19 protein-coding genes and 1 pseudogene are annotated in these 20,520 nt (G+C 38.7%); 14 read left to right on the forward strand and 6 right to left on the reverse strand.

Annotated elements, in window-relative coordinates; all coding sequences use genetic code 11:
* The first annotated feature begins 10 nt into the window (after nt 1-10).
* The 4 genes from IB67_RS09585 to IB67_RS09600 all read left to right on the forward strand — a co-directional run bounded on the left by IB67_RS09585 (nt 11) and on the right by IB67_RS09600 (nt 3,450).
* Nucleotides 11-1,147: an alanyl-tRNA editing protein gene (locus IB67_RS09585; RefSeq protein WP_072760739.1), complete on the forward strand. Its 1,137-nt coding sequence runs from the start codon at nt 11-13 to the stop codon at nt 1,145-1,147.
* A gap of 40 nt (nt 1,148-1,187) precedes the next feature.
* Complete coding sequence (locus tag IB67_RS09590) at nt 1,188-2,435, forward strand: hypothetical protein (RefSeq protein ID WP_072760737.1); 1,248 nt, start codon at nt 1,188-1,190, stop codon at nt 2,433-2,435.
* 72 nt (nt 2,436-2,507) lie between these two features.
* Nucleotides 2,508-3,038, forward strand: coding sequence for a hypothetical protein (locus IB67_RS09595; protein ID WP_143145320.1), 531 nt, complete (start codon nt 2,508-2,510; stop codon nt 3,036-3,038).
* Between the two features lie 16 nt (nt 3,039-3,054).
* Nucleotides 3,055-3,450 (forward strand): succinate dehydrogenase/fumarate reductase transmembrane subunit, encoded by a 396-nt coding sequence (locus IB67_RS09600; RefSeq protein WP_072760733.1) that lies wholly within the window; start codon nt 3,055-3,057, stop codon nt 3,448-3,450.
* 49 nt (nt 3,451-3,499) lie between these two features.
* On the opposite strand, the gene IB67_RS09605 is transcribed toward IB67_RS09600, so the two are convergent.
* Entirely contained in the window at nt 3,500-5,854 is a 2,355-nt protein-coding gene (locus IB67_RS09605) for a homocysteine S-methyltransferase family protein (RefSeq protein WP_072760731.1), read from the reverse strand.
* 168 nt (nt 5,855-6,022) lie between these two features.
* On the opposite strand from IB67_RS09605, the gene IB67_RS09610 reads away from it, so the two are divergent.
* Complete coding sequence (locus IB67_RS09610; RefSeq protein ID WP_072760730.1) at nt 6,023-6,334, forward strand: ArsR/SmtB family transcription factor; 312 nt, start codon at nt 6,023-6,025, stop codon at nt 6,332-6,334.
* A gap of 13 nt (nt 6,335-6,347) precedes the next feature.
* Nucleotides 6,348-7,319: a cation diffusion facilitator family transporter gene (locus tag IB67_RS09615; protein ID WP_218587320.1), complete on the forward strand. Its 972-nt coding sequence runs from the start codon at nt 6,348-6,350 to the stop codon at nt 7,317-7,319.
* A gap of 8 nt (nt 7,320-7,327) precedes the next feature.
* Here the strand turns inward: IB67_RS09615 and IB67_RS09620 are convergent, their stop codons facing one another.
* Nucleotides 7,328-7,888 carry a methionine synthase gene (locus tag IB67_RS09620; protein WP_245789671.1) on the reverse strand — a complete coding sequence of 187 codons (561 nt, stop codon included), beginning with the start codon at nt 7,886-7,888 and terminating at the stop codon, nt 7,328-7,330.
* A 76-nt stretch (nt 7,889-7,964) separates the two neighbouring features.
* Here IB67_RS09620 and IB67_RS09625 point away from each other — a divergent pair, with 76 nt between their 5' ends.
* From IB67_RS09625 to IB67_RS09640, 4 genes and pseudogenes are all read left to right on the forward strand, one after another.
* Nucleotides 7,965-8,423 (forward strand): YkgJ family cysteine cluster protein, encoded by a 459-nt coding sequence (locus IB67_RS09625; RefSeq protein WP_072760716.1) that lies wholly within the window; start codon nt 7,965-7,967, stop codon nt 8,421-8,423.
* A gap of 139 nt (nt 8,424-8,562) precedes the next feature.
* Nucleotides 8,563-8,794: pseudogene (locus tag IB67_RS09630) on the forward strand (transposase).
* Nucleotides 8,736-9,953 (forward strand): IS200/IS605 family element RNA-guided endonuclease TnpB, encoded by a 1,218-nt coding sequence (gene tnpB, locus IB67_RS09635; protein WP_218587319.1) that lies wholly within the window; start codon nt 8,736-8,738, stop codon nt 9,951-9,953. Before IB67_RS09630 ends, tnpB begins: the two are co-directional and overlap by 59 nt.
* 222 nt (nt 9,954-10,175) lie before the next feature.
* The gene (locus IB67_RS09640) at nt 10,176-11,999 is read left to right on the forward strand and encodes a hypothetical protein (protein ID WP_072760715.1); all 1,824 of its coding nucleotides are present in this window, start codon (nt 10,176-10,178) and stop codon (nt 11,997-11,999) included.
* A gap of 77 nt (nt 12,000-12,076) precedes the next feature.
* On the opposite strand, the gene IB67_RS09645 is transcribed toward IB67_RS09640, so the two are convergent.
* Genes IB67_RS09645 through IB67_RS09655 form a run of 3 tightly spaced genes read right to left on the reverse strand, consistent with a single transcriptional unit; the run spans nt 12,077 to nt 16,652 of the window.
* A complete protein-coding gene (locus IB67_RS09645) occupies nt 12,077-13,825 on the reverse strand; it encodes an NAD+ synthase (RefSeq protein ID WP_072760714.1) in 1,749 nt (582 codons plus the stop codon).
* Nucleotides 13,818-15,896 (reverse strand): efflux RND transporter permease subunit, encoded by a 2,079-nt coding sequence (locus IB67_RS09650; protein WP_245789669.1) that lies wholly within the window; start codon nt 15,894-15,896, stop codon nt 13,818-13,820. Before IB67_RS09650 ends, IB67_RS09645 begins: the two co-directional genes overlap by 8 nt.
* 30 nt (nt 15,897-15,926) lie before the next feature.
* Entirely contained in the window at nt 15,927-16,652 is a 726-nt protein-coding gene (locus tag IB67_RS09655) for an SDR family oxidoreductase (RefSeq protein WP_072760713.1), read from the reverse strand.
* A gap of 95 nt (nt 16,653-16,747) precedes the next feature.
* On the opposite strand from IB67_RS09655, the gene IB67_RS09660 reads away from it, so the two are divergent.
* Nucleotides 16,748-17,347, forward strand: coding sequence for a YbhB/YbcL family Raf kinase inhibitor-like protein (locus IB67_RS09660; protein ID WP_245789667.1), 600 nt, complete (start codon nt 16,748-16,750; stop codon nt 17,345-17,347).
* 2 nt (nt 17,348-17,349) lie between these two features.
* On the opposite strand, the gene IB67_RS09665 is transcribed toward IB67_RS09660, so the two are convergent.
* Entirely contained in the window at nt 17,350-17,748 is a 399-nt protein-coding gene (locus tag IB67_RS09665) for a hypothetical protein (RefSeq protein ID WP_072760712.1), read from the reverse strand.
* A gap of 170 nt (nt 17,749-17,918) precedes the next feature.
* Here IB67_RS09665 and thiI point away from each other — a divergent pair, with 170 nt between their 5' ends.
* The 3 genes from thiI (at nt 17,919) to fba (ending at nt 20,466) form a co-directional block, all read left to right on the forward strand.
* Nucleotides 17,919-19,091 (forward strand): tRNA uracil 4-sulfurtransferase ThiI, encoded by a 1,173-nt coding sequence (gene thiI / locus IB67_RS09670; protein ID WP_072760711.1) that lies wholly within the window; start codon nt 17,919-17,921, stop codon nt 19,089-19,091.
* Between the two features lie 11 nt (nt 19,092-19,102).
* On the forward strand, nt 19,103-19,435 hold the full coding sequence (gene encB, locus IB67_RS09675) for an encapsulin nanocompartment ferritin-likeEncB family encapsulin nanocompartment ferritin-like cargo protein cargo protein (protein ID WP_072760710.1): 333 nt from the start codon (nt 19,103-19,105) through the stop codon (nt 19,433-19,435).
* Nucleotides 19,436-19,530: 95 nt separating this feature from the next.
* A complete protein-coding gene (gene fba / locus IB67_RS09680; protein ID WP_072760709.1) occupies nt 19,531-20,466 on the forward strand; it encodes a class II fructose-1,6-bisphosphate aldolase in 936 nt (311 codons plus the stop codon).
* Nucleotides 20,467-20,520: the final 54 nt, after the last annotated feature.

Below are 20,520 nucleotides of genomic sequence, written 5' to 3' on the forward strand. Positions count from 1 at the left end.
GGTGATTGAGTTGCTCATACACAAGAGGTATTTTGAGAGCACGGTAGAAATTACAAGAATCGAGGAAAAAGACGGAAAGTTTTATGCATATGCGAATGCATCACCGTTTTATCCAGACGGTAAGGGTGGCCAGCTCGGTGACAGGGGGAAGATTGCAGGAGTAGATGTTTTTCATGTTTTTGAAAAAGATAACGAAATTGTCCATCAGATTGCTGGCACTATCACACCAGGTATCCATGAAGTCATTGTCGATCAAAAGCGACGTAAAGATATCGCCCAGCAACATACCGGACAGCATATTCTCTCAGCTGCGTTCTTAGAGGTTGCGGATATAGAAACCGTCAGTTTCCACATGGGCGAGGAGTATTCAACTATAGATCTCGACGTTCCATTTTTGGAAAGCGAAGTCATCTCAGAGGCAGAAGAGCTCGCCAATAGAGTTACACAATCTTGTTATACAATAGAAGAGATAATAACGGACATTGAGGGGTCTAAGAATTACAACCTGAGAAAACCCTTAAGCGATAAAGTTACCGGAGAAGTTAGGCTTATAAAAATAGACAACTTCGACGTTTCTGCGTGTGGTGGATTTCATCTTAACAATACTGGCGAGGTAGGTTTGATAAAAGTAATAGATGCTGAGAAAGTCAAGGGTAATCTCACAAGGATCTACGCAGTCGCTGGGAAGAGGGCGTTGAAATACTTTCAAAAATACAATTCCGTCTTAAAAAAACTTTCCAAAATGCTCACATCTTCAGTGGGCGAATTGGAACTGCGTGTGGAAAAGCTTTTGAACCAGAGCAGAGACCAAGCTTTACTACTTTCTAAGATTTCGCAGGAATACGCAACTGTTTTGAGTCAGAATTTGTCAAATAAAGGTCTGGTATACTTAGAAGGATACACAGAAGTTGGGAATTTCTTAGCTAAAATTGGAAATTTCGAAGACAGCATTTTAGTATTTTACGATAACAGCAAATACATAATTGCTTCTAAAAAATACGATGTAAGAAATTTTGTATCAAAGTTAATAGAGAAATTTGGTGGAAAAGGTGGTGGAAAGAGCGAATTTGCTAACTACCAACCTACCAAAAAGTTAAAATTTGAAGAACTTGAAGAAGTATATCATGAGGTGTACAATAGAGATTGAACCTATATTATGTTAAAAAATTCCAGGAGGTGCAACAACTATGAGCTTGAGAAAACTATTGAGCTTTTTATTACTAACCATACTGCTGTTAACAGTGAGTTTTGCCGATGCGCTGAAATTCTTGCCAAAGGATTATTCCATGCTTGTTTATGTCCCGGATCTTCCAAAAGCGTACGATGCCTTCAAAGCGCTTCCGATAGGTCAGACTTTATTGGCTGATACGGGAATTGGTCTTGAATCTCTCGTCTTAGGTGTTCTCGAACAACAATTGTTATCTATGAAGTACACACTGAGCGACTTCGACCTATTCACGAAAGAAATGCTTGTTACTACAGATAAAGAAGGAAATATAACTGTCGTACTTGGACCTGTGAAAAACACAACAAAAGTCAGAAAAGTCCTTGAAAGCTTCTTAGAACAAGAGACTCTCAAGAAAGTAAAATTTGTAGAAAACTACTTCGTGTATTCAGACGTGCAAGTTGGCGGAGGGAAAGTACCAGCAAATCTATCGAGCACGTTGAAGGGAAATCTCGGTGTTACGTACACGAATATTGTAGATAAAGATATATCGTTTGAAGGATACGGATACATCCGCGTGGAGAACAACGCACTTGTGCTTTATCAGAAAATAGATGCAAAGACACAGGCTGCAAAGAATGCACTTAAAACTTTGCAAAACACAAAACCAGTCGATGTGCTCGGAGATAAGAACGTTGGAGGGGATTTGCTCATATTCGTTAACAGGCAGATACCTGAGGCTTTGAAAAAGAGCACTTTAGATGCATTGTTATCCGTTGCAAATATAACAAACGTGAGTATAAGTGGTGTGATGTACGCATCGGCAGATATAGGTTCAGCTGTGAGTAGTTTGCTTAGTGCAGATTCACAGAGTCAAACGTCTAATCAGAGTAATCAAAATAACCAAAATGTTTCCGTTTCATCCTACTCGGTTGTTTTTGGAAGTGGATTCAAAATGCCAGAAGAAGTCAAGAAGTATGTTACGATAGGTTCTGAAAAATATGGTGTTCTCACTACAGAAAATGGTATGGAGAGTTATTTACTTATAAAGAATGACAGAATGATTACGTACACGGTCGCACCGAACAAATACAAACCCGGAGATAAGACGTTTTTTACAGCAAACTATGATCCAAAGTATTTTATGGGTGTTTTCATAAACTTTGAACCGCTTATAAACACGATGCTTGGAAAGAAAATTAAATCTTCCGCGACATTCGTTGCATATGTTGAGGGTGATTCTATCATTCAAAAAGGAACGGTGAAATGATTGTCTGAAAAAGGGGCAAGTAAGCAGAAGAATGCATTAAGTGGCTGTTTTAGCTTTGTGTTTTTTGCATTCATGATTTTAATATTTCTTTCAATCTTTGGTTCAGTTTTTGAGAACTACTATTTCTTTATGTTTGTTCAGAAAGTATTGCCATTCATTTTCATAATCATTCCTACTTTAGTGTTCGTAATTTTTGCTTATGCAATACTGTCTACTATCGTCAAGATTTTCAAAGGCGGGAAAAAGCCAACGAGAGAAAGAAGCACGGACATTAAGGATTTAATTAACAAGGAAAGAAAAACAGAATCGGATTTTGAAGAAACTTCAGAAGACTATACAAGAGAAAAGACGCTTGAGTATAAAAGAAGTTTCTCTGAAACAGGTTTGTCTTCTTCCTCTGAAAAAGACATGGGTGTTGCAGAGGCATTCAGACTTTTAGGTCTTAAATCGAATGTACCGTATACTAAAGTAAGCGAAAAGTACTATGAACTTGTTAAGAAATTCAACAGAGCCAAGATGTCTGAGGAGATGCGACAGAAAGTTCTAGACGAGCTTGCAAAAGCTTATGAGATTTTGACAGAATACTATTCTAAGAATGCTTGATAAAGAAGGTGGTTCTGTGGAATATGAGTTCTATTTCACGTTTCCGATGCCACCAATAAGCATCTTGTTTATCATTTTAAGGATATTTGCTATCTTCCTAACTGTCTACACGTTATTTATCTTAGTAAGATTTTTGATTTCACCAGAATCAGGTACTGATGTTGGAAGAAGGAACGAATTTGATAAAAAACAGTATAGAAATCTTAGAGCAGAAGCAGATGAAAAACTTCTGAAGGCTTTTAAAACTTTTAATGCAACACCCAACGACTCATATTCAGATATTTCTGTTAGGTATTACTACTTAAGAAGGATGCTGTCTTTATCTTCACTTCCTTTGGAGGTAAAGGAAGCTAAATTAAAAGAAATAGATGAACTTTTTGAGGTTATAACTGACTATTACACGAAAAGATGAACGAAAATACAAAAGGGGACGGAAGTCCCCTTCATTGTTTTTTACAATTTCAATTCTCAAGACTTAACAATTTCTTGCATAATCTAACAGCTTCTTGTGCATCTTTTGCATAATACGAGCCGAATTTCCTTGCAAGTTCTTCGTTCATAGATGCTCCACCAGAAATAACGGGTACATGAATATTGTTTTCTCTGAGAGCTGTGACGACATTTCCGACTTGCACCACGGTTGTTGTCATCATTGCAGACAGCCCTATAATATCCGGTTTTATTTCAAAGAACTTCTTTACAATCTCGCCAGCTGGTACGTCTTTTCCGATATCTATAACTTCGAAACCAGCACTTTCAAGTACTGTTGCGACAATTTTCTTACCAATGTCATGTATATCTCCTTCAACGGTAGCGAGCATGACCTTTCCGAGCTTTACAGAATCTTTTTCCTTTATCATTGAAAGCAGTTTATTAAATATCGGTTTAACAGTCTCAGCTGCAAGGATAAGATGCGGGAGGTATATCTTATTAGCTGAATACAGATTTCCTATCTCCTCCATGGCTTTTGTCAAGACACTTTGAGCTATTTCAATAGGCGTTAGTGTGTCCAAGAAGGAAAAAACATTCCTTTCTGCATTCGCTGAGTCTGCTTTTAAGATATATGTTACAAGTTCATTCTCTGAAGATCCAACTGCCGTATCCGTCAATTCCTTCTTAAGGATCTTTTTCATACCGGACAAAATATTCATCGTTGTCTGTTCCGCGGTGTTCAATATAGCGGCTGAAAGGCCAAAATACATTGCCAAGCTTAAGAATGATGCATTTAGGCTCTCTCTGTTCGGCATTCCAAAACTGAAATTCGACAAACCTATACTCGTCTTTATCCCATCATTGACAAGCATCTTTATGGTGTCTAAAGTTACTTGGTAGTCTTGGTTAGCACCTATAGGCAAAACTAAAGGATCCACGTATACACGAGAGCGCGATATACCGTTTTCTTCTAAGTATTCTACTGCTTGTTTAGCAATTTCATACCTTTCTTTCGCACTCTTTGGTATTTCCTTTCCCATTGCCAGAACAATCAACACGCCGCCATAACGTTTCATCAATCGTATCTTCTCGTCTAAGTCTTCTTTTAACGCCTTAGAAGAGTTTATGAGCGGTCTTCCTACGTATTCAAAGAGAGCAGTCTCAAGGAAGTTGTTGAATTGTATATCGAGTGACAAAGGAAGACTCACTATTTTATCGAGTTCCAGTATAATCTTTCTGAAATGTTCATCGGTAAGTACACTCTCAAGTCCAAGGTTAACGTCCAAGACTTGCGCGCCTTCTGCTTCTTGATCTTTAGCTTGTTTTTTAACGTTCTCAAAATTGAATTCTTTTATTTGAGCGTGCAGTTTCTTCTTTGCTGATGCGTTTATGCGTTCTCCGATAACCAGAAACGGTTCGAGATTTACCATGTAAGTTCTGTTGCTCACGACGTTAAGTTCCTCAATTTTTCTTCTTTTAGGAGTCCTTACTCCAATGTGATGTGTCATGTACATGATATGCTCTGGAGCGGTACCACAACATCCACCAACAATGTTTGCTCCAAGTTCTACGTAATCTTCTATGTAAATTGTGAATTCCTCCGGGGTTGTCTTGTAAGTAAGCTTTCCATCTGGTCCAAGTATTGGTTTACCGGCGTTTGGTTCTACAAATATGGGTTTAGTTGAGAACTGAGACAATTTTTTCACAAGTGGAAGCATCTTGTCCGGTGTAAGTGTACAATTAATGCCTACCGCATCTACGTCTAAGTCGTTGAATAACGATATGTAAACTTCCAGACTCGTACCTGTTACAGTGACTCCGTTTTCTTCAAAAGTCATACTTACAAGAATCGGTATATCGGATGAAACATCTCTTGCGGCTAAATAAGCAAGTTTCGCTTCTTTTAAATCGCTCATTGTTTCGATTATTATTCCGTCAACACCTGCTCTGACTAAGAGTTCAACTTGTTCCTTTAAAATATCGTAAACATACTTAGAATCGAGTTCTCCTATCGGTTGCAACAACTCGCCCAGCGAGGAAATGTCACCTAACACATAAACCTGTTTCTTAGAAACGCTTGCAGACTTCTTGGCTATTTTCACAGCGTTTTCGTTTATTGCTTGGAAATAATCTTCATATCCGAGCTTCTTTAATTTATGACGATTGCCGCTGAACGTGTTCGTTAATAGAAAGTCAACACCGGCTCTCACGTACTCAGTTTGGAGTTCTTCAACAACGTCAGGGGATTTTATGTTCAAAATCTCTATCGGATCCCTTCCCTTTATATGCCCCCTCTTAAAAAATTCCGTACCGTACGCACCGTCTAAGAAAAGGACCTGCTGAGATAATATTTCCGCAAATTTCTTTCGTGTTAACCTCTCCAATACTTGCACCCCCAATTCTTCCGATTTCTGTACTTTTTGATGATTATATCACATTTTTCAGATTCATAAAGAAACTAACTCATCTCTTTGACTTGACAAATGTTGAATTTTGATGCATACTATATATGAACATATGTTCATATGTTCTCGAGAACAGGAGGGATTTAGTTGTTGGGACTATTAAAGAACGAAGAATTATTGAGACATGTTGCCGAGTTTTTTAATGTTCTTTCTGATGAGACAAGGCTTAAGATAATTAACTCACTTATGGACGACGAGAAGACAGTTTCTGAAATAGTACTAACTGTTGGAATTAGCCAGTCGGCTGTGTCCCATCAATTGCGTTTACTTCGACAATTTGGGATTGTGAAGTACAGAAAAGTTGGAAAGTACGTATACTATTCCATAGATGATGAGCATGTTGAAAAGGTCATCAATCAAGCATTTGAACATATCGAACATAAGAATGCAAAAGAGTGAGGAGTGAATGTCTGTGAGTGAGAAAAAAGCTGATAGAACAGATGCTGTAAATCATGTCCATAGTCATGACCATATCCATTCACACCATGACCATGGAGATGGTGTCTCAAACCTGAGTCCGACACAATTTACTTTTGTTGTCCTTCTAAACCTTGGAATAACGCTCGCGGAGATAATCGGAGGTTTAATTGCTGGAAGTTTAGCACTCGTATCGGATGCGATGCACAATTTGAGTGATTCTCTGTCATTGGTAATATCGTACTTTGCCTTTAAATTATCAGGGAAAAGTGCAAATACGAGAAAGACATTTGGTTATAAGAGGGCAAACATAGTTGCAGCGCTGTTTAACGCATCGACTCTCTTGATAATAGGTGTATTGTTAATACGGGAAGCTATCGAACGTTTTGTAAATCCAGTAGAAATAAATTCCGAGATTGTCTTAGTTGTTGGAACGATAGGTTTGATTGCTAATTTACTCAGCATGGTCATACTAAGAAGATGGTCAAAAAGTAGTCTTAACATAAGGTCAGCGTATTTGCACATGTTAACTGACGCTCTTTCTTCGGTAGCAGTCCTTATAGGTGCGGTGATGATATGGATTTTCGATTTGAAATTTATAGACCCTATCTTAACGATAGGGATTTCGCTATACCTTCTTAAAGAAAGTTTTGAAATTCTAAGAGAATCAGTTTCAATCCTGATGCAAAGTGCTCCGAGCGAAATTGAAGTAGAAAGAGTTGTGAGAAAACTTAATGAGATAGAGAATATAAAAGACATCCACCACGTACATATCTGGAGGCTCGATGAAAAGAGCATCTTCTTTGAGGGGCATGTGAATTTGACAGAAGATATCACGGTTAGCAAATCTATGGAGATTTATGAAAAGATAAAGCACGAACTCGATGAAGAATTTGGAATAACGCATGTTACAATTCAGTTCGAATATAACGGCTGCTCTGCTTCTGGTGTAATAGACTGCAAATGAACTTTTTTTCATTCTATGATAGCCGCAATGCACGTTGTGGTCTTTCTCGGAATCATCAATCCAGAGTCCAATACTCTAATTTTGTCTTCGATACCGAGTAATTTGACGTAATCTTTATTCACAGTTAAATCCAAATCGCCATATCCAGGAGAAAAGCGCATTGTTAGTTCAGCTTTGTGCTCTTTTTTAAAGAACTTTTCAAAATTGTCATTGAGCGATTCAAGTGCTTCAGAACCCCATGAATCTAAAAGTGTTGCTTGTAGTGTTGAAATCTTTGACAAATTCTCAATTTCTTCATCTACTTCTCTTCCGAGTGTTGAAACAAAAATGAGAAAGATTTTGTAGGCGTGGTACTTAGAAGGTATCATGTCTGATCTTAGAGAGCTTTTATCATAAATGTTCCAATAAACGACTGGTTTGGCAATTTGTAGTCCTTTGAGGTAGATACTATTTGCCACTTCCATAAGTTTTTCATCATTAAGAACTTTTGAGTACACAGCTCCTGTGCGGGCAAGGTAGATTTTTTTCGGTGGCATGTAGTGTACTTTCTCCGGGATGAATATTTTCAAACTTTTTCCTCCTTTCGAGCACTCTTTTGAAATTATTTTACCATAATTAAAAACAATTCTGTGAGGAGTGTGGGCTATGAATTCAAACATTAAACCAATTGGTGTAGAGAACTTGGCAATTTGTAAAAGTTGTGGTGGGAAGTGTTGTAAGACTTACCCTGGTCCAGCAACGCCGGAGGATTTCGGTGCACCAGATATTGAAAAATTGCGAACGAACCTTATCGAAGCTTTATCGACAGGAATGTGGACTATCGATTGGATCAACCAAGACGAGGGGTTGTACTTTGTTCGCCCAGCAGTGAAAGGATTTGAAGGAAGCGTTTTTGATCATAATTATCTTGGGGAATGTACGTTTTTAACCCCGCACGGATGTGAGCTCGAGTTTGAGAAAAGACCAGAAAGCTGTAGAATGTTGGTACCAAAAGTGGACGAGAGGTGTGATCCACAAGGATACACGAGGCAAACTGTGGCAAGAAGGTGGAAGGAGTATTACGACATCTTAATGGATGCGGCAATAGAAGTTGAAGAGAATTAACACTCTCGTGTCTTTAGGCAGGAGTAAGAGATAATATCATTATATTTGTTATACCTTTGAGCACAGAATAGATGAAGACTTGATTTTGCTATTGTATAATATGTGTAGAATCATAACACACCTTAGATGGGCAAACAAAATGCCTATAATTGGTCACAAAAGAGGGTACGTATATTCCCTTCAATATCATATAGTGTGGTGCGTAAAGTACATACACAGAATTCTTCAAGGTGAAATAGAAACAGACCTAAAAAATATTACAGGAAATTGCAAAAGAACAGGGAAACCCGTCATATTTTGTTGCTACGGTGAGTGAAAATACTGAAGAGCAAATCAAGAAATACATCAATTCTCAAAAGGAGCAAGTTTAGTATTATAGTCACCTATCGATACAGGCTCTATCCAAATGAAAAACAAAAAACACTGTTAGCCAAGACATTTGGTTGTGTAAGATTTGTTTGGAATTACTTCCTTGCTTGGAGAGAGCAAAGATACAAAGAAGAAAAGCTTTCGACCACTGAACCTGAGTGTCGAAAGCATTTGAACAGTGTTTTAAAAGAGCAATATCCATGGCTTAGGGAAGTAGATAAGTTTGCTCTCGAAAATGCTTTGATAAATCTTGACAATGCTTACAAAATATTTTTCAAAAAACAAGCAAGATGTCCAAAATTCAAGACAAAGAAATCACATCGGTTTTCGTATACGACGAACTCTACGAATAACAATATACAAGTCGATTTTGGTGAGATAATAATAAATCCAGACAAAAGCCGTTGCTGGGGGAAGATAAAGCTTCCGAAACTCGGTTGGGTAAAAGCACGAATCCATAGAACTTTCGATGGCAGAATCAAAAGTGCAACCGTAACACTAACCCCAAGCGGGAGGTACTATGTATCAATTACAGTAGAACAAGAGAAAGTGTACAATCGTAGAATTAGTGAAACGCCACAAAATTTCGCAATAGCTTTAGACTTAGGAGTTAAAGATCTCTATGTAGACAGTCAAGGAAAGCATATTGAGAATCCAAAGATTCTTGCAAGATATGAAAAGAGAATAAAGAAGTTACAAAGAGAGCTTGCAAGGAAGGTGAAAGGAAGCAAGAACTTTGAGAAGATAAGAATAAAGCTTGCAAGAATGCATGAAAGAGTAACAAATATCAGGAAGGACTTTCTGGAAAAGTTATCTTCGCAGGTAGTTAGCGAAAACCAAGCAATTATCTGCGAAGATTTGAGAGTTAAGAATCTTGTACGGAATAGTCATCTAACAAAGAGTATTCATGATGTATCATGGTCAAAGTTTGTAGAGATGGTAAGAAACAAAGCAGAACGGTATGGACGAGTATTCTTGCAGGTATCACCAAGTTTTCCGTCATCACAGATTTGCAGCAAGTGTGGACACAAGAATGAGGGAGTAAAAGAACTAAGTGTAAGGACATGGAAATGTCCAAAGTGTGGAATGGAACATGATAGGGATGAAAACGCAGCGAAGAATATATTAAGACAAGGGCTGTTGCAACTCGGGATAACGTGATAACCGAATCTTTGGTAGGGCTGGGACGACCCGAGGACGAAAGTCCATGCCTGTGGAGGCTGGGCCTCTACTGTCAAGTAACACTGCAGCAAGTCCGGTCGATGAAGCAGGAAGCCTGTGACTTTAGTAATGGGTAGTTCACAATATGATATAATTATTTTACACGGATGTTAAGGCGGTTTTTTCTTTTCTTCCTTGGGTTGGAGAAGGGAGGTATGCTGTATGTTTAACATTTCCAAAGTGAATGTAGCACTACTTGCGGTCTTATTCCTGATATCAGTCTCAGTTTATGGCATTACACTGAATGTACCAGGAAACAGCGACTACGTGATGTATTTTAATTTCGAACAGTTGATTACAGATGAAGTTGAAGGAGAATTTATAGACATAGTAAAGATATTCGACGAGCTGGGAATTCCTAAAATCCTAGGGATTTATGGAAAAAACTCTCTGGGTGGACCTGGTCAGTTATTTAAGTTGGCGCTACTCTTAGAAGAAGATTTTGAAAATTTTGAAGACGGTTTTCTTGATATTTTGAGCGGTTTACCATTAGGTTTGGTGTTGCCTGGCGAAATTGGTGATAAAACACTCATCTCTATTTTGTCGCTACTTTCAAATGCACGTTTATCTATAACACAGTTTGTGAAAAACACGCTTTACGAAGTGCCCGTTGGGACTTTTGGTAAGTTGTACGTTATTCGCTCAAATACAAACATATACGTTTGCTTCAACAACTATATTGCACAGTCAACAAAGGCAATGCTTGATGCTAAAGTTCATATTTATTCCGTATCCACAAAAGATGATTACGTGTTCTACTATAAAGCTTTGAAATTTTCACCTGTTGGAGATCTCCTGTACCAATTTATAGATTTTTACGGTACGCCGAGTTCAGAGGAGGCTTTTCTTAGGAAGAGCGGAGATGAATATCATTTTGAACTATCAGTAAGCAAATCCTATGTAGAGTACGAACGAAAGTTGGCACTTTCAAGAATAGGAGCGTTAAAAGGGCACTATTTTGTTAAAGACTCACCTTACACATTTGGTTTTCGTCTCGATGTGCTGGAAAATGTTAAACAAATACTGATGTTTGGTCTTTTGGAGGAGATTGCGGGTGATGAGGAGCGGTTTGTAAAGGCACTCGAAGGTTTTTTGGATTCCGTTGAGTCAGTTTTTGGCTCAATTTCGGAAGAAGGATTCTTATTTTCCGTAAAATATATTCCCGAGTATGAGAAAGACATTAGGCTTATACTTGAACTTCTCAAAAGAAATGGTTTGAGTTATAAACTTCTTCAGGATAAGAAGATCGCACTGTTATCGTCACAGGAACTGGATAATAGTACGGAGCTCGGTGTTTTTACAAATGACTCACACTTGTATTTCAGGGTGAATGTTCAAGTTGATGAATTAGGCAGTTATCTGGAATTTACAATTACCACGCTTCAGAACGGAAACACATTAGTATCGTGTGATTTCACTAATCCGATGCTCCTTTTAGAATACTTAATGGAGAAAGCTGAAGAGTCGTATGAAGAAGAATACGAGTATTATGACTACGAGGAAGATTGGGAAGAATATGAAGAGGAATATGACGAATATTATGAAGAAGAGTACGATGAATTCGAGGAAGAATATGAAGAAGAGTGGGAAGACTATTCCGAAGAATATGAGGAAGAATACTATGAAGAAACAACAGAGGAAGTAGAATGGGGAGAGTATAGTGATGTTGAATATGAGATAGCAGACGAGCTTGATAAAATTTCATACGCGGTCTTTGACTTTTTGGGCTACGAGGGTATTCAGGAGGTTGACTTGGACACGCTCTACGAATATGGATATATTGACTACATTCCCGAAAATGTGGAAATGAAAACGCTTATCTTTGACGAAGGGTATGTCTTCACAATCATTTTATACACATTCTCAGATGTGGACGCATATCCAGAGAACGTTCAGTCCATATTATCTGATAAAGGTTGGACATCAGATGTTTGGAATAACAAACTCAGTCTAATTCTCGTATATTATCCAAACGTAGCACAATAGCACATGATTCTCTTATTTGCTCTGTATAAATATTATCTATATCTATAAACGCAAAGAGGGGCTAACCCCCCTCTTTGCTATTTTCTCCATTCCTTGTAGCCATTTGTAATCGGCAATCTTCTGTCTTTTCCAAATGCTCTGTGTGTGATCTTCGGACCAGGTGGTGTTTGCCTTCTTTTGTATTCGTTGACATTAACCATCCAGGCAACGTTTCTCACAGTAGATTCATCGAAACCCTTTTCCACGATTTCCTCGATACTGTAATCTTCCTCCACGTACAGCTTTAATATTTCATCAAGTATTTCGTAAGGTGGCAATTTATCTTGGTCTGTTTGATTCTCCCTTAGCTCTGCGCTCGGTGGTTTTATAAATACCCTTCTTGGAATTATCTCTTTCGCAGCTTTTTGATTGACGTACTCTGAGAGCTTGTAGACAAGTGTTTTGTAGACGTCCTTTATGACAGCATAACCACCGGCTGTGTCACCGTACAGTGTTGAGTATCCTGTGCTGCTTTCACTCTTGTTTCCTGTTGTTAATACAATCCATCCAAACTTGTTTGAAAGTGCCATGAGTATAATGCCACGAAGTCTTGCTTGTAAATTCTCCTCAGTTGTGTCGAATGGGAGATCGCCGAAAACGGGCTTGAGAATGTTCAAATATGCATTATATGGTTCCAATATCGGAATTGTCAGGAATTGTATTCCGAGGTTCTCGGCGAGTAACTTGGCATCTTCTTTGCTATGCTCTGATGAAAATGGACCAGGCATAGAGACACCTATCACATTTTCTGCACCTAACGCATCAACAGCTATACAGGCAACGAGTGAACTGTCTATACCACCGCTGAGTCCTATTACAGCCTTTTTCATTCCATTCTTTCTTAAATAGTCTCTCGTAGCGATTACAAGTGCGTTGTACACCTCTTCAACTTCGTCAAGTACAGGCTCAATCCGGTTTTCATTTTTCGGTTTTTGGTTATTCCATTCAAAAGACAATTCAACTATGTCGATAGATTCAAGATTTTCCTTTGTGATGAGAAGTTTATCTTGTCTTCTTCTTGGGTCTTTGAGTCGTAGTTTGTCTATGTTATCTATCTCTACATCGACCAATAGGAGGTCCTCTTCAAATTGTTTTCCTCTGGCTAAGACTGTGCCTTTTTCATTGACAACCAGACTTGCTCCGTCAAAGATAAGCTCATCTTGACCTCCAACAAGATTCACATACACAACGACGGCTATATTGTCATTTGCTCTAACAGAGAGCATATCCTCTCTCCAGCGAAGTTTGTTCATGTGGTAAGGTGAAGCTGAGAGGTTAAGCAGTATATGGGCATCGCCGTACAGAGCTTCTGCCCTTGCAGGACCACCCGGATACCATATGTCTTCACATATTGTTATTCCAACCCTTACGTCCCCCATCTTTATTACTAAAGCCTTGTTTCCTTTTTGGAAGTACCTCATCTCATCAAAGACACCGTAGTTTGGGAGATAGTTTTTGTGATATTTTGCAATTAGCTTTCCATCATTTAACACACCTGCAGCGTTATAAATGTCTCCGTCTTTATCGACAAATCCAACAACAGCTACCAAAGACTTTGGCACGAAAGTTGCAATTTCCTTGAGTGCTTTTTCGTTATCTTCAATAAAATGCGTTTTAAACAACAGGTCTTCAGGTGGATAACCTGTGATAGCGAGTTCTGGAAACACCACGATATCGGCTCCAAGTTTATTCGCTTCCACGATAGAGTCTATAATCTTCTTCTTGTTTCCTTCGATATCTCCCACCGTAGAATTGATTTGCGCTAACGCAAGTCTGACCTTATTCATCCTCCATTCCTCCTATACGTTTCAATTTCCTAACTTTCTGAAATGATAACATGAATGGCAAAACAGTTAAGGTAAGTAATGCGGCGGTGAATATTCCAAGCGATACAAGTATAGAGATTCTTTTGAAGAGAGCCAGTTCACCACCAATTAGAAGCGTTAGAAAACCAAATATTATACCCAGTGCGTTTCCAACAATTGCTGGTCCGACGTTCTTAATCGATGTGAATACATTACCAGTTTTGTTGTAATCATGACCAAGATGGATCGAATAGTCAATAGCAAGACCTATGATAATGCTTGACGTAATAGCGGTCGATATCTCAAGCTTCATTCCAAATACCGACATGTAGAAAAAGTTCAAAATCGTAGCAAATAGTACAGGAGAAATCAGTTTTACGCTCTCTGCAATATCTCTAAAGACGATTATTAACATGACGAATACAAGGATTAATGCCGCCACTATGCTTTGTATCTGACTCGACAGTATGCTGTCGTTTATCGCCTTCATTATGTAGGGTGTACCGGAGATATAGTATTTGTATTTAAAATCCGTCATTATCTGATTTATAATCTCAGTTACTTTGTTAATATTCTCAGCACCTGATGGTGTTAGATTTATTGAGAGCCTTATCGTTCTTCCGTCCGCAATATACCTTCTCAAGACCGGTTGGGTTCTCGAAGCGAGGATTAGAGCAGTCGTGCTAACGCTTCTTGGAAAATCTACACTCGCCACTTCTGGATATTTAGACAACTCTTTGATGATTGAATCTATATTCCTATCGTCGAATGGCAAAAATACACCAAATTCTTTTTCTAATACCATATAAATAGATTCTTTCATTCCAAACTTCTCTTCAAGGACGTTATAACCCTTGCGTATATCTGAGCTTTCAGAAAAATAGTCCATTGTGTTGAATCCAACTTTAAGTCGTGGTAGATAATATACGGACAACACTGTGAAGAAAGCGAGTACTACTAAAATTCCAATAGCAACTTTGTTGCCAAAATAACGTATGCCAAAGGATTTTGGTACGCGTATTGTTTTTCTCTTTGCTCTTCCAAGCAGCTCGTGACCGATGGTTATTGTTAGTAAAAAGTCGAGTAATAACCCGATAGAAACTAACAATCCGAACTCTTTGAACGCTGGTATCTTTACAAACAAGAAAGACATGAATCCAATTGCTGTTGTTAACATTGAGAAAAATATTGGTATACTTATGTGTTTTCTCACATCTTCCGTCCTAAATATAGCGTTATAGTAATGTAGTGGATAAGCTGAGCCGATTATGATTAGAAAAGATGCCGTCATTGAAGTTAAAATATTTAGAACTCCTCCAAAGTAAAAATAAAGTGCATATGTATATATTGAAGACAAAACTGGTATGAAAAGAGAAACCCAAGCTGCTCTCAGAGATTGAGTTTGATAAAAGAACAATGAAAGTATAACTAAGAACATCACTACTGGGTAGAAAAACATCGATCTTTTAAGTTCGTCGAAAAGCTTATTGTTCACAGAGGCTTCTGAGAGAACTATGATAGGTTCTCCCTTTAACGAGTTCGTCAATCTCCTAACAACAGGTTCAACTTGCTTAGAGACTGATAAGACAACTAAGAACATTGCGTAACGTCCATCTTCTGAAACAAAATTCTTCAGTTCCTTAGGGAGTTCTTTCAAATTTATCGCATCATTTTCAAAGTACGCCTCTGCCCCTGGGTAGTTCAGTATTGAAATCACCAATCTAACATCTTTCAATTTTTCCAGTTTTTCTTGAAATTCCTTTATGCGTTTTAATGCACCGGGCTGGTTTAATGAAACTTCTGAATGATAAATGATTGAAACATTTGCACTGTCTCCGAATTTAAGAGCCATTCTTACCATATTTTGAACGGCGGGATCATCAATTTCTTCTATCGGTCTTCCTGGTTTGTATCCGGGTAAGAACGTTTCTATTCTTGTCTCTATTTTTGCGTTGTTTAAGATTATAAGTACAGACAGTATGAGCAAGAGCGAACCTATGATAGTAAATTTGTACCTGTATATGATATCGAAGAATCGTCGAATTATATCCAAAATGATCCTCCTTTCTAAGATTTTAGTAGTTTAAATGTATATCATTTTCTTAGTCATTCCACCATCGACAATAAAATATTGACCAGTGATGAAACCACTCTTGCTTTCATCTACCAGGAAATTGACAAGTTGAACCACATCTTCTATGTTCCCTGCACGGCCCGTCAAATGCTGCTTGTGATCAGCTTCAGAAACAGTTTCACTCTCATGAAGTATCCATCCAGGGCATATCGCATTTACCCGTATGTTAGGACCTAACGAATTTGCCAGTGCATGGGTAAGTCCTAATATGCCTGCTTTAGATGCGCTGTAAGCTTCGTTTCCCGGTTCAGACATCAAAGCACGTGTAGATGAAATGTTCACAATTGCACCTGTTCTTGCGGTTTCCAAAATCAGTGGAACACCAAAACGTGCCATTAAGAAGTATCCGGTGAGGTTTATATCTATCACGCGTTTCCACTCTGTGACTGTAAGGTCTAAAAAATTCTTAAACCCTCCTATTGCAGCGTTGTTAATTATCGCATCTAACCTGCCGAACCTCTCCTTGACGTGCAGATAAAAATCACTAACGGAATACTCATCTGAAACGTCTCCGTAGAATTTTAGAAGATTTTTGTCTTCATCGAGTTCATCAAGTGCTTTTTTGTCAAAATCGATAATACCAACCAACCAGCCGTTTCTTAGGAAATGCAAAGCTATTCCCTTTCCTATGTTCTTGGCACCACCGCTGACAACTATGACCTTTCCATTTTCCATCTTTATCACCTCTTTTCCGAGGTTATATTGCTCACTTAAAAAATTATACCACCAATGTTGATAGGTGGTATAATTTAAAATAGGGGTGATTACCGATGGTTACGTCAAGAAACCATAGGTTTGTTTCTATTTCTCTGTTGATAATAGCCATTGTTTTGATTGTTATCATGACTGTAAGATTCATGGAGAAGGGAACGGTAAGAACAAACGCAAAAGAGGAGGTGGGTTCAATGACAGTCTCTTCGGTTTTTAAAAACGGCGAGTTTATTCCGAAAGAATACACTTGTGAGGGGGCTGACTTAAATCCTGAACTCTTGATACAGAATATTCCCGAAGGAGCAAAGACTTTAGCAATCATATGCGATGATCCAGACGCACCGATCGGCACATTTGTTCACTGGGTTTTGTGGAATTTACCCGTAACATCGAGTACAGTTACCGTTCCAAAAGGTTTGCAGAAAATTGAGAACCTTTCAGATGGAACTAAACAAGGCTACAACGATTTTGGAAAGTTGGGATATAACGGACCGTGCCCACCAAAAGGGCATGGTGTTCATCATTATCACTTCAAAGTTTATGCTATTGATTCTTTACTGGAACTCAAAGGCAGAGTTACGAAAAAGGAACTTGAAAAGGCATTAAGTGGGAAAATTGTTGCTCAGGGGGAAATTGTTGGGTTGTACGAGAGAAAATAGTTTTAGAATTTCCAATAAATGCCACCGAAACCTCCGTTCTTAAATAGGTTTATTCTGAGTCTTAGCTGATTAATTTCCAACGTACCACCAATACTGGGCTGAAACTCTAATTTTAGCAGCTCACTTTCTGAATTGTTGAAAGTAACATTTAAATTTCCGATATTCAGTTTCAACCTAAAAGGTCCTGATTCAAGAAATTGATATCCTCCGTACAGACGAAAACCAAGAAAGAATTCTGAGAAATCATCCGGTGGCGGTATAAGCCTTACCATACCTTCAATAAGTAGTGAAAAATCTCCTATCTGAGATTCAAAACCAACTACTCCAAGAATAACCATAACAACCACTGGAACTAAAAGTAGTCCGACAATAACTACGAGAAGCTCTGTACCAACATACATAAAATCGCCTCCCGCATTAGAGAAGTGTCCATATATTTAGACTTAAGAAAAGTATGACCAGTTCATCTGCAGCAGAAAGTTTCATAGTTCTATATTCTTGGCACACGTGATATAATAACTTGGAACTGAAAGAAGGTCGTCTAAAAGAGGAAGAATATGGAGGGACGCTTGTGGAAAATGTTTTCGTGATTAGGTACTCTGAGATAGGCTTAAAAGGGCAGAACAGGGGTTGGTTCGAGAAAAAGTTGATAGACAATATATTGAAGATAGTTAGACCTGCTGCAGTTAACAAAAGGTACGGAAGAATTATCGTAAGGATTGGAAGAAACGACCCGGAGGTTATAACCCAAAGGTTGAAAAACGTATTTGGAATCCAGAATTACTCACTGGGTTATGCGGTATCGCACGACTTGGAAGAACTGAGAGAAGTTGTTATAAAGGTTGCGAAGGTTTTTGTTGAACAAGGGCTCAAAACGTTTAAGATAAACGCACAGAGAGGGTATAAGGAATTTCCTATGACAAGTCTTGAGATAAATAGAGAATTCGGTGCTTACGTTCTTGAGAGTTTTCCAAATCTAAAAGTGGACGTACACAATCCTGATTTTGAAATTGGAATAGATGTTAGAGAAAAGGAGATTTTTGTCTTTTCCGGTAAAATACCATCGTCTGGAGGATTACCAGTAGGAGTGTCAGGCAGAGCTCTTTTGTTGCTCAGTGGTGGTATAGATAGCCCAGTTGCAGGTTGGTATGCAATGAGACGTGGTTTGGAACTTCAAACACTCACATTCCTTAGCCCACCTATGACAACTGAAAAATCCGTAGAGAAGATACTGAGCCTTGGACGTGAACTAAGCAAGTACCTTCCAAACGGGTTGAGGATGTGGATTGTTCCGCTCACAGATATTCAAATGTACATAAAAGAGAATGCACCTGACGAATATTCTCTTATCCTCCAAAGAAGATCAATGATGAGAATAGCAAGTATGATAGCAAGAAGGAGTAAAGCGAAAGCAATTGTCACAGGCGAAAATCTTGGACAAGTCGCAAGTCAGACACTTACAAATATGGCTGCAATAGAAGATGCAAGCTCATTGTTGGTTTTGCGACCACTTATTGGTTTTGATAAAGTTGAAACAACAAAGAAGGCAAAGGAGATAGGTACGTTTGATATATCCATACAGCCGTATATAGACAGCTGCGTTGCGTTTGCACCAAAAAGACCAGCGACGAAGTCTGACATAAACGAGATAAGAAAGATAGAATCCCAGTTGGAGAAGCTATCAGACTTAGAGCATGAAGCTTTTAAGAAGAGGGAGAGCTATCGAGTAACCTGCACTGAATAGGGGGTGTCAGTATGCCGGAATTTTCACATGCATTCAGTGGATTGAAGAACAAAGAGAAATTAACACACGAAGAGCTTATCAGAGCCATTAGATTTATGATTGCAGCTGAATATGAAGCAATTCAGCTCTATATGCAGCTTGCGGAATCAACTGATAACGAGCTTGCTAAAGAAGTCCTCATTGATATAGCCAACGAAGAGCGAGTCCACGCGGGTGAATTTTTGAGACTTTTGATGGAACTCGATCCTAAGGAGTTTGAGCTTTACAAGCAAGGATACGAAGAAGTTGAAGAAGAAATACAAAAAATTAATAAAAAGAAGTCAAGACAGAAGAGAAAGGGGTAAATGCCCCTTTCTCTTATTGTTATTTTCCTTAATCAAGAATTGTGATATAATTAATTTTGCAAGCACACAACTAAACAGTGAAAGGAGTGGAACATATGTATGTTAACACGAAAGACATTTTGGAAAAGGCAAGCAAGGAATACTACGCAGTGCCAGCATTCAACATCAACAACATGGAATTTTTCCATGCAATTCTTGACGGAGCATTAGAAAAGAGAGCGCCTTTAATCATTGAAACAAGCGAAGGTGCGATAAAGTATGCAGGAAACGGTGACATACTTAAGGGTGCAAGATATTTTGTCGAATTAGTAAGGTTATTCGCTGATAGCGTCGATATACCGATTGCCCTTCACCTTGACCATGGTAAGCACTTTGAGTATATAATAGCAGCGATAAAGGCAGGTTATTCCTCCGTTATGATCGATGCCTCCGAAGAACCTTTTGAAGAGAACATGAAGAAGACAAAAGAAATCGTGAAGATAGCGCATGCAGCAGGTGTCTCTGTTGAGGCGGAACTTGGTCAGCTTGCAGGTGTTGAGGACAATGTTTCTGCAGAAGAATCTGTTCTTGTTGATCCACAGCAAGCGAAAATATTTGTTGAGGAAACAGGAGTAGACTTTCTTGCGCCAGCTATCGGGACAAGCCATGGTGCGTTCAAGTTCAAGGGAGATGCAAAACTCGATTTCGAAAGGTTAAAGACTGTTAAGGAACTAACAAAAAGGCCGCTCGTATTGCATGGTGCATCAAGCGTTTTGCCGGAATATGTGAAGTTGGCAGAAGAATACGGTGCGGATTTGGGCGGTGCAAAAGGTGTTCCTGAGGAAGAATTGAAAAAGTGCGTTGAACTCGGTATAAACAAAGTTAACACAGACACAGATTTGAGAATTGCATTTATAGCAGGCCTTAGGAAATACCTTAAAGAGAATCCAAAAGAATTTGACCCGAGACATTACCTCGGAGCTGGAAAGAAACTTGTCAAAGAGGTTGTTATGAACAGACTCGAGTTCCTTGGAGCCGCTGGAAAGGCTTGATTCAGCAGGTATAAGCCGCATAGTAGGCAATTCTTACGACATTAAGAGGAGGGG

This window comes from Fervidobacterium riparium, assembly GCF_025370035.1.
Taxonomy (GTDB): Bacteria; Thermotogota; Thermotogae; order Thermotogales; family Fervidobacteriaceae; genus Fervidobacterium; species Fervidobacterium gondwanense.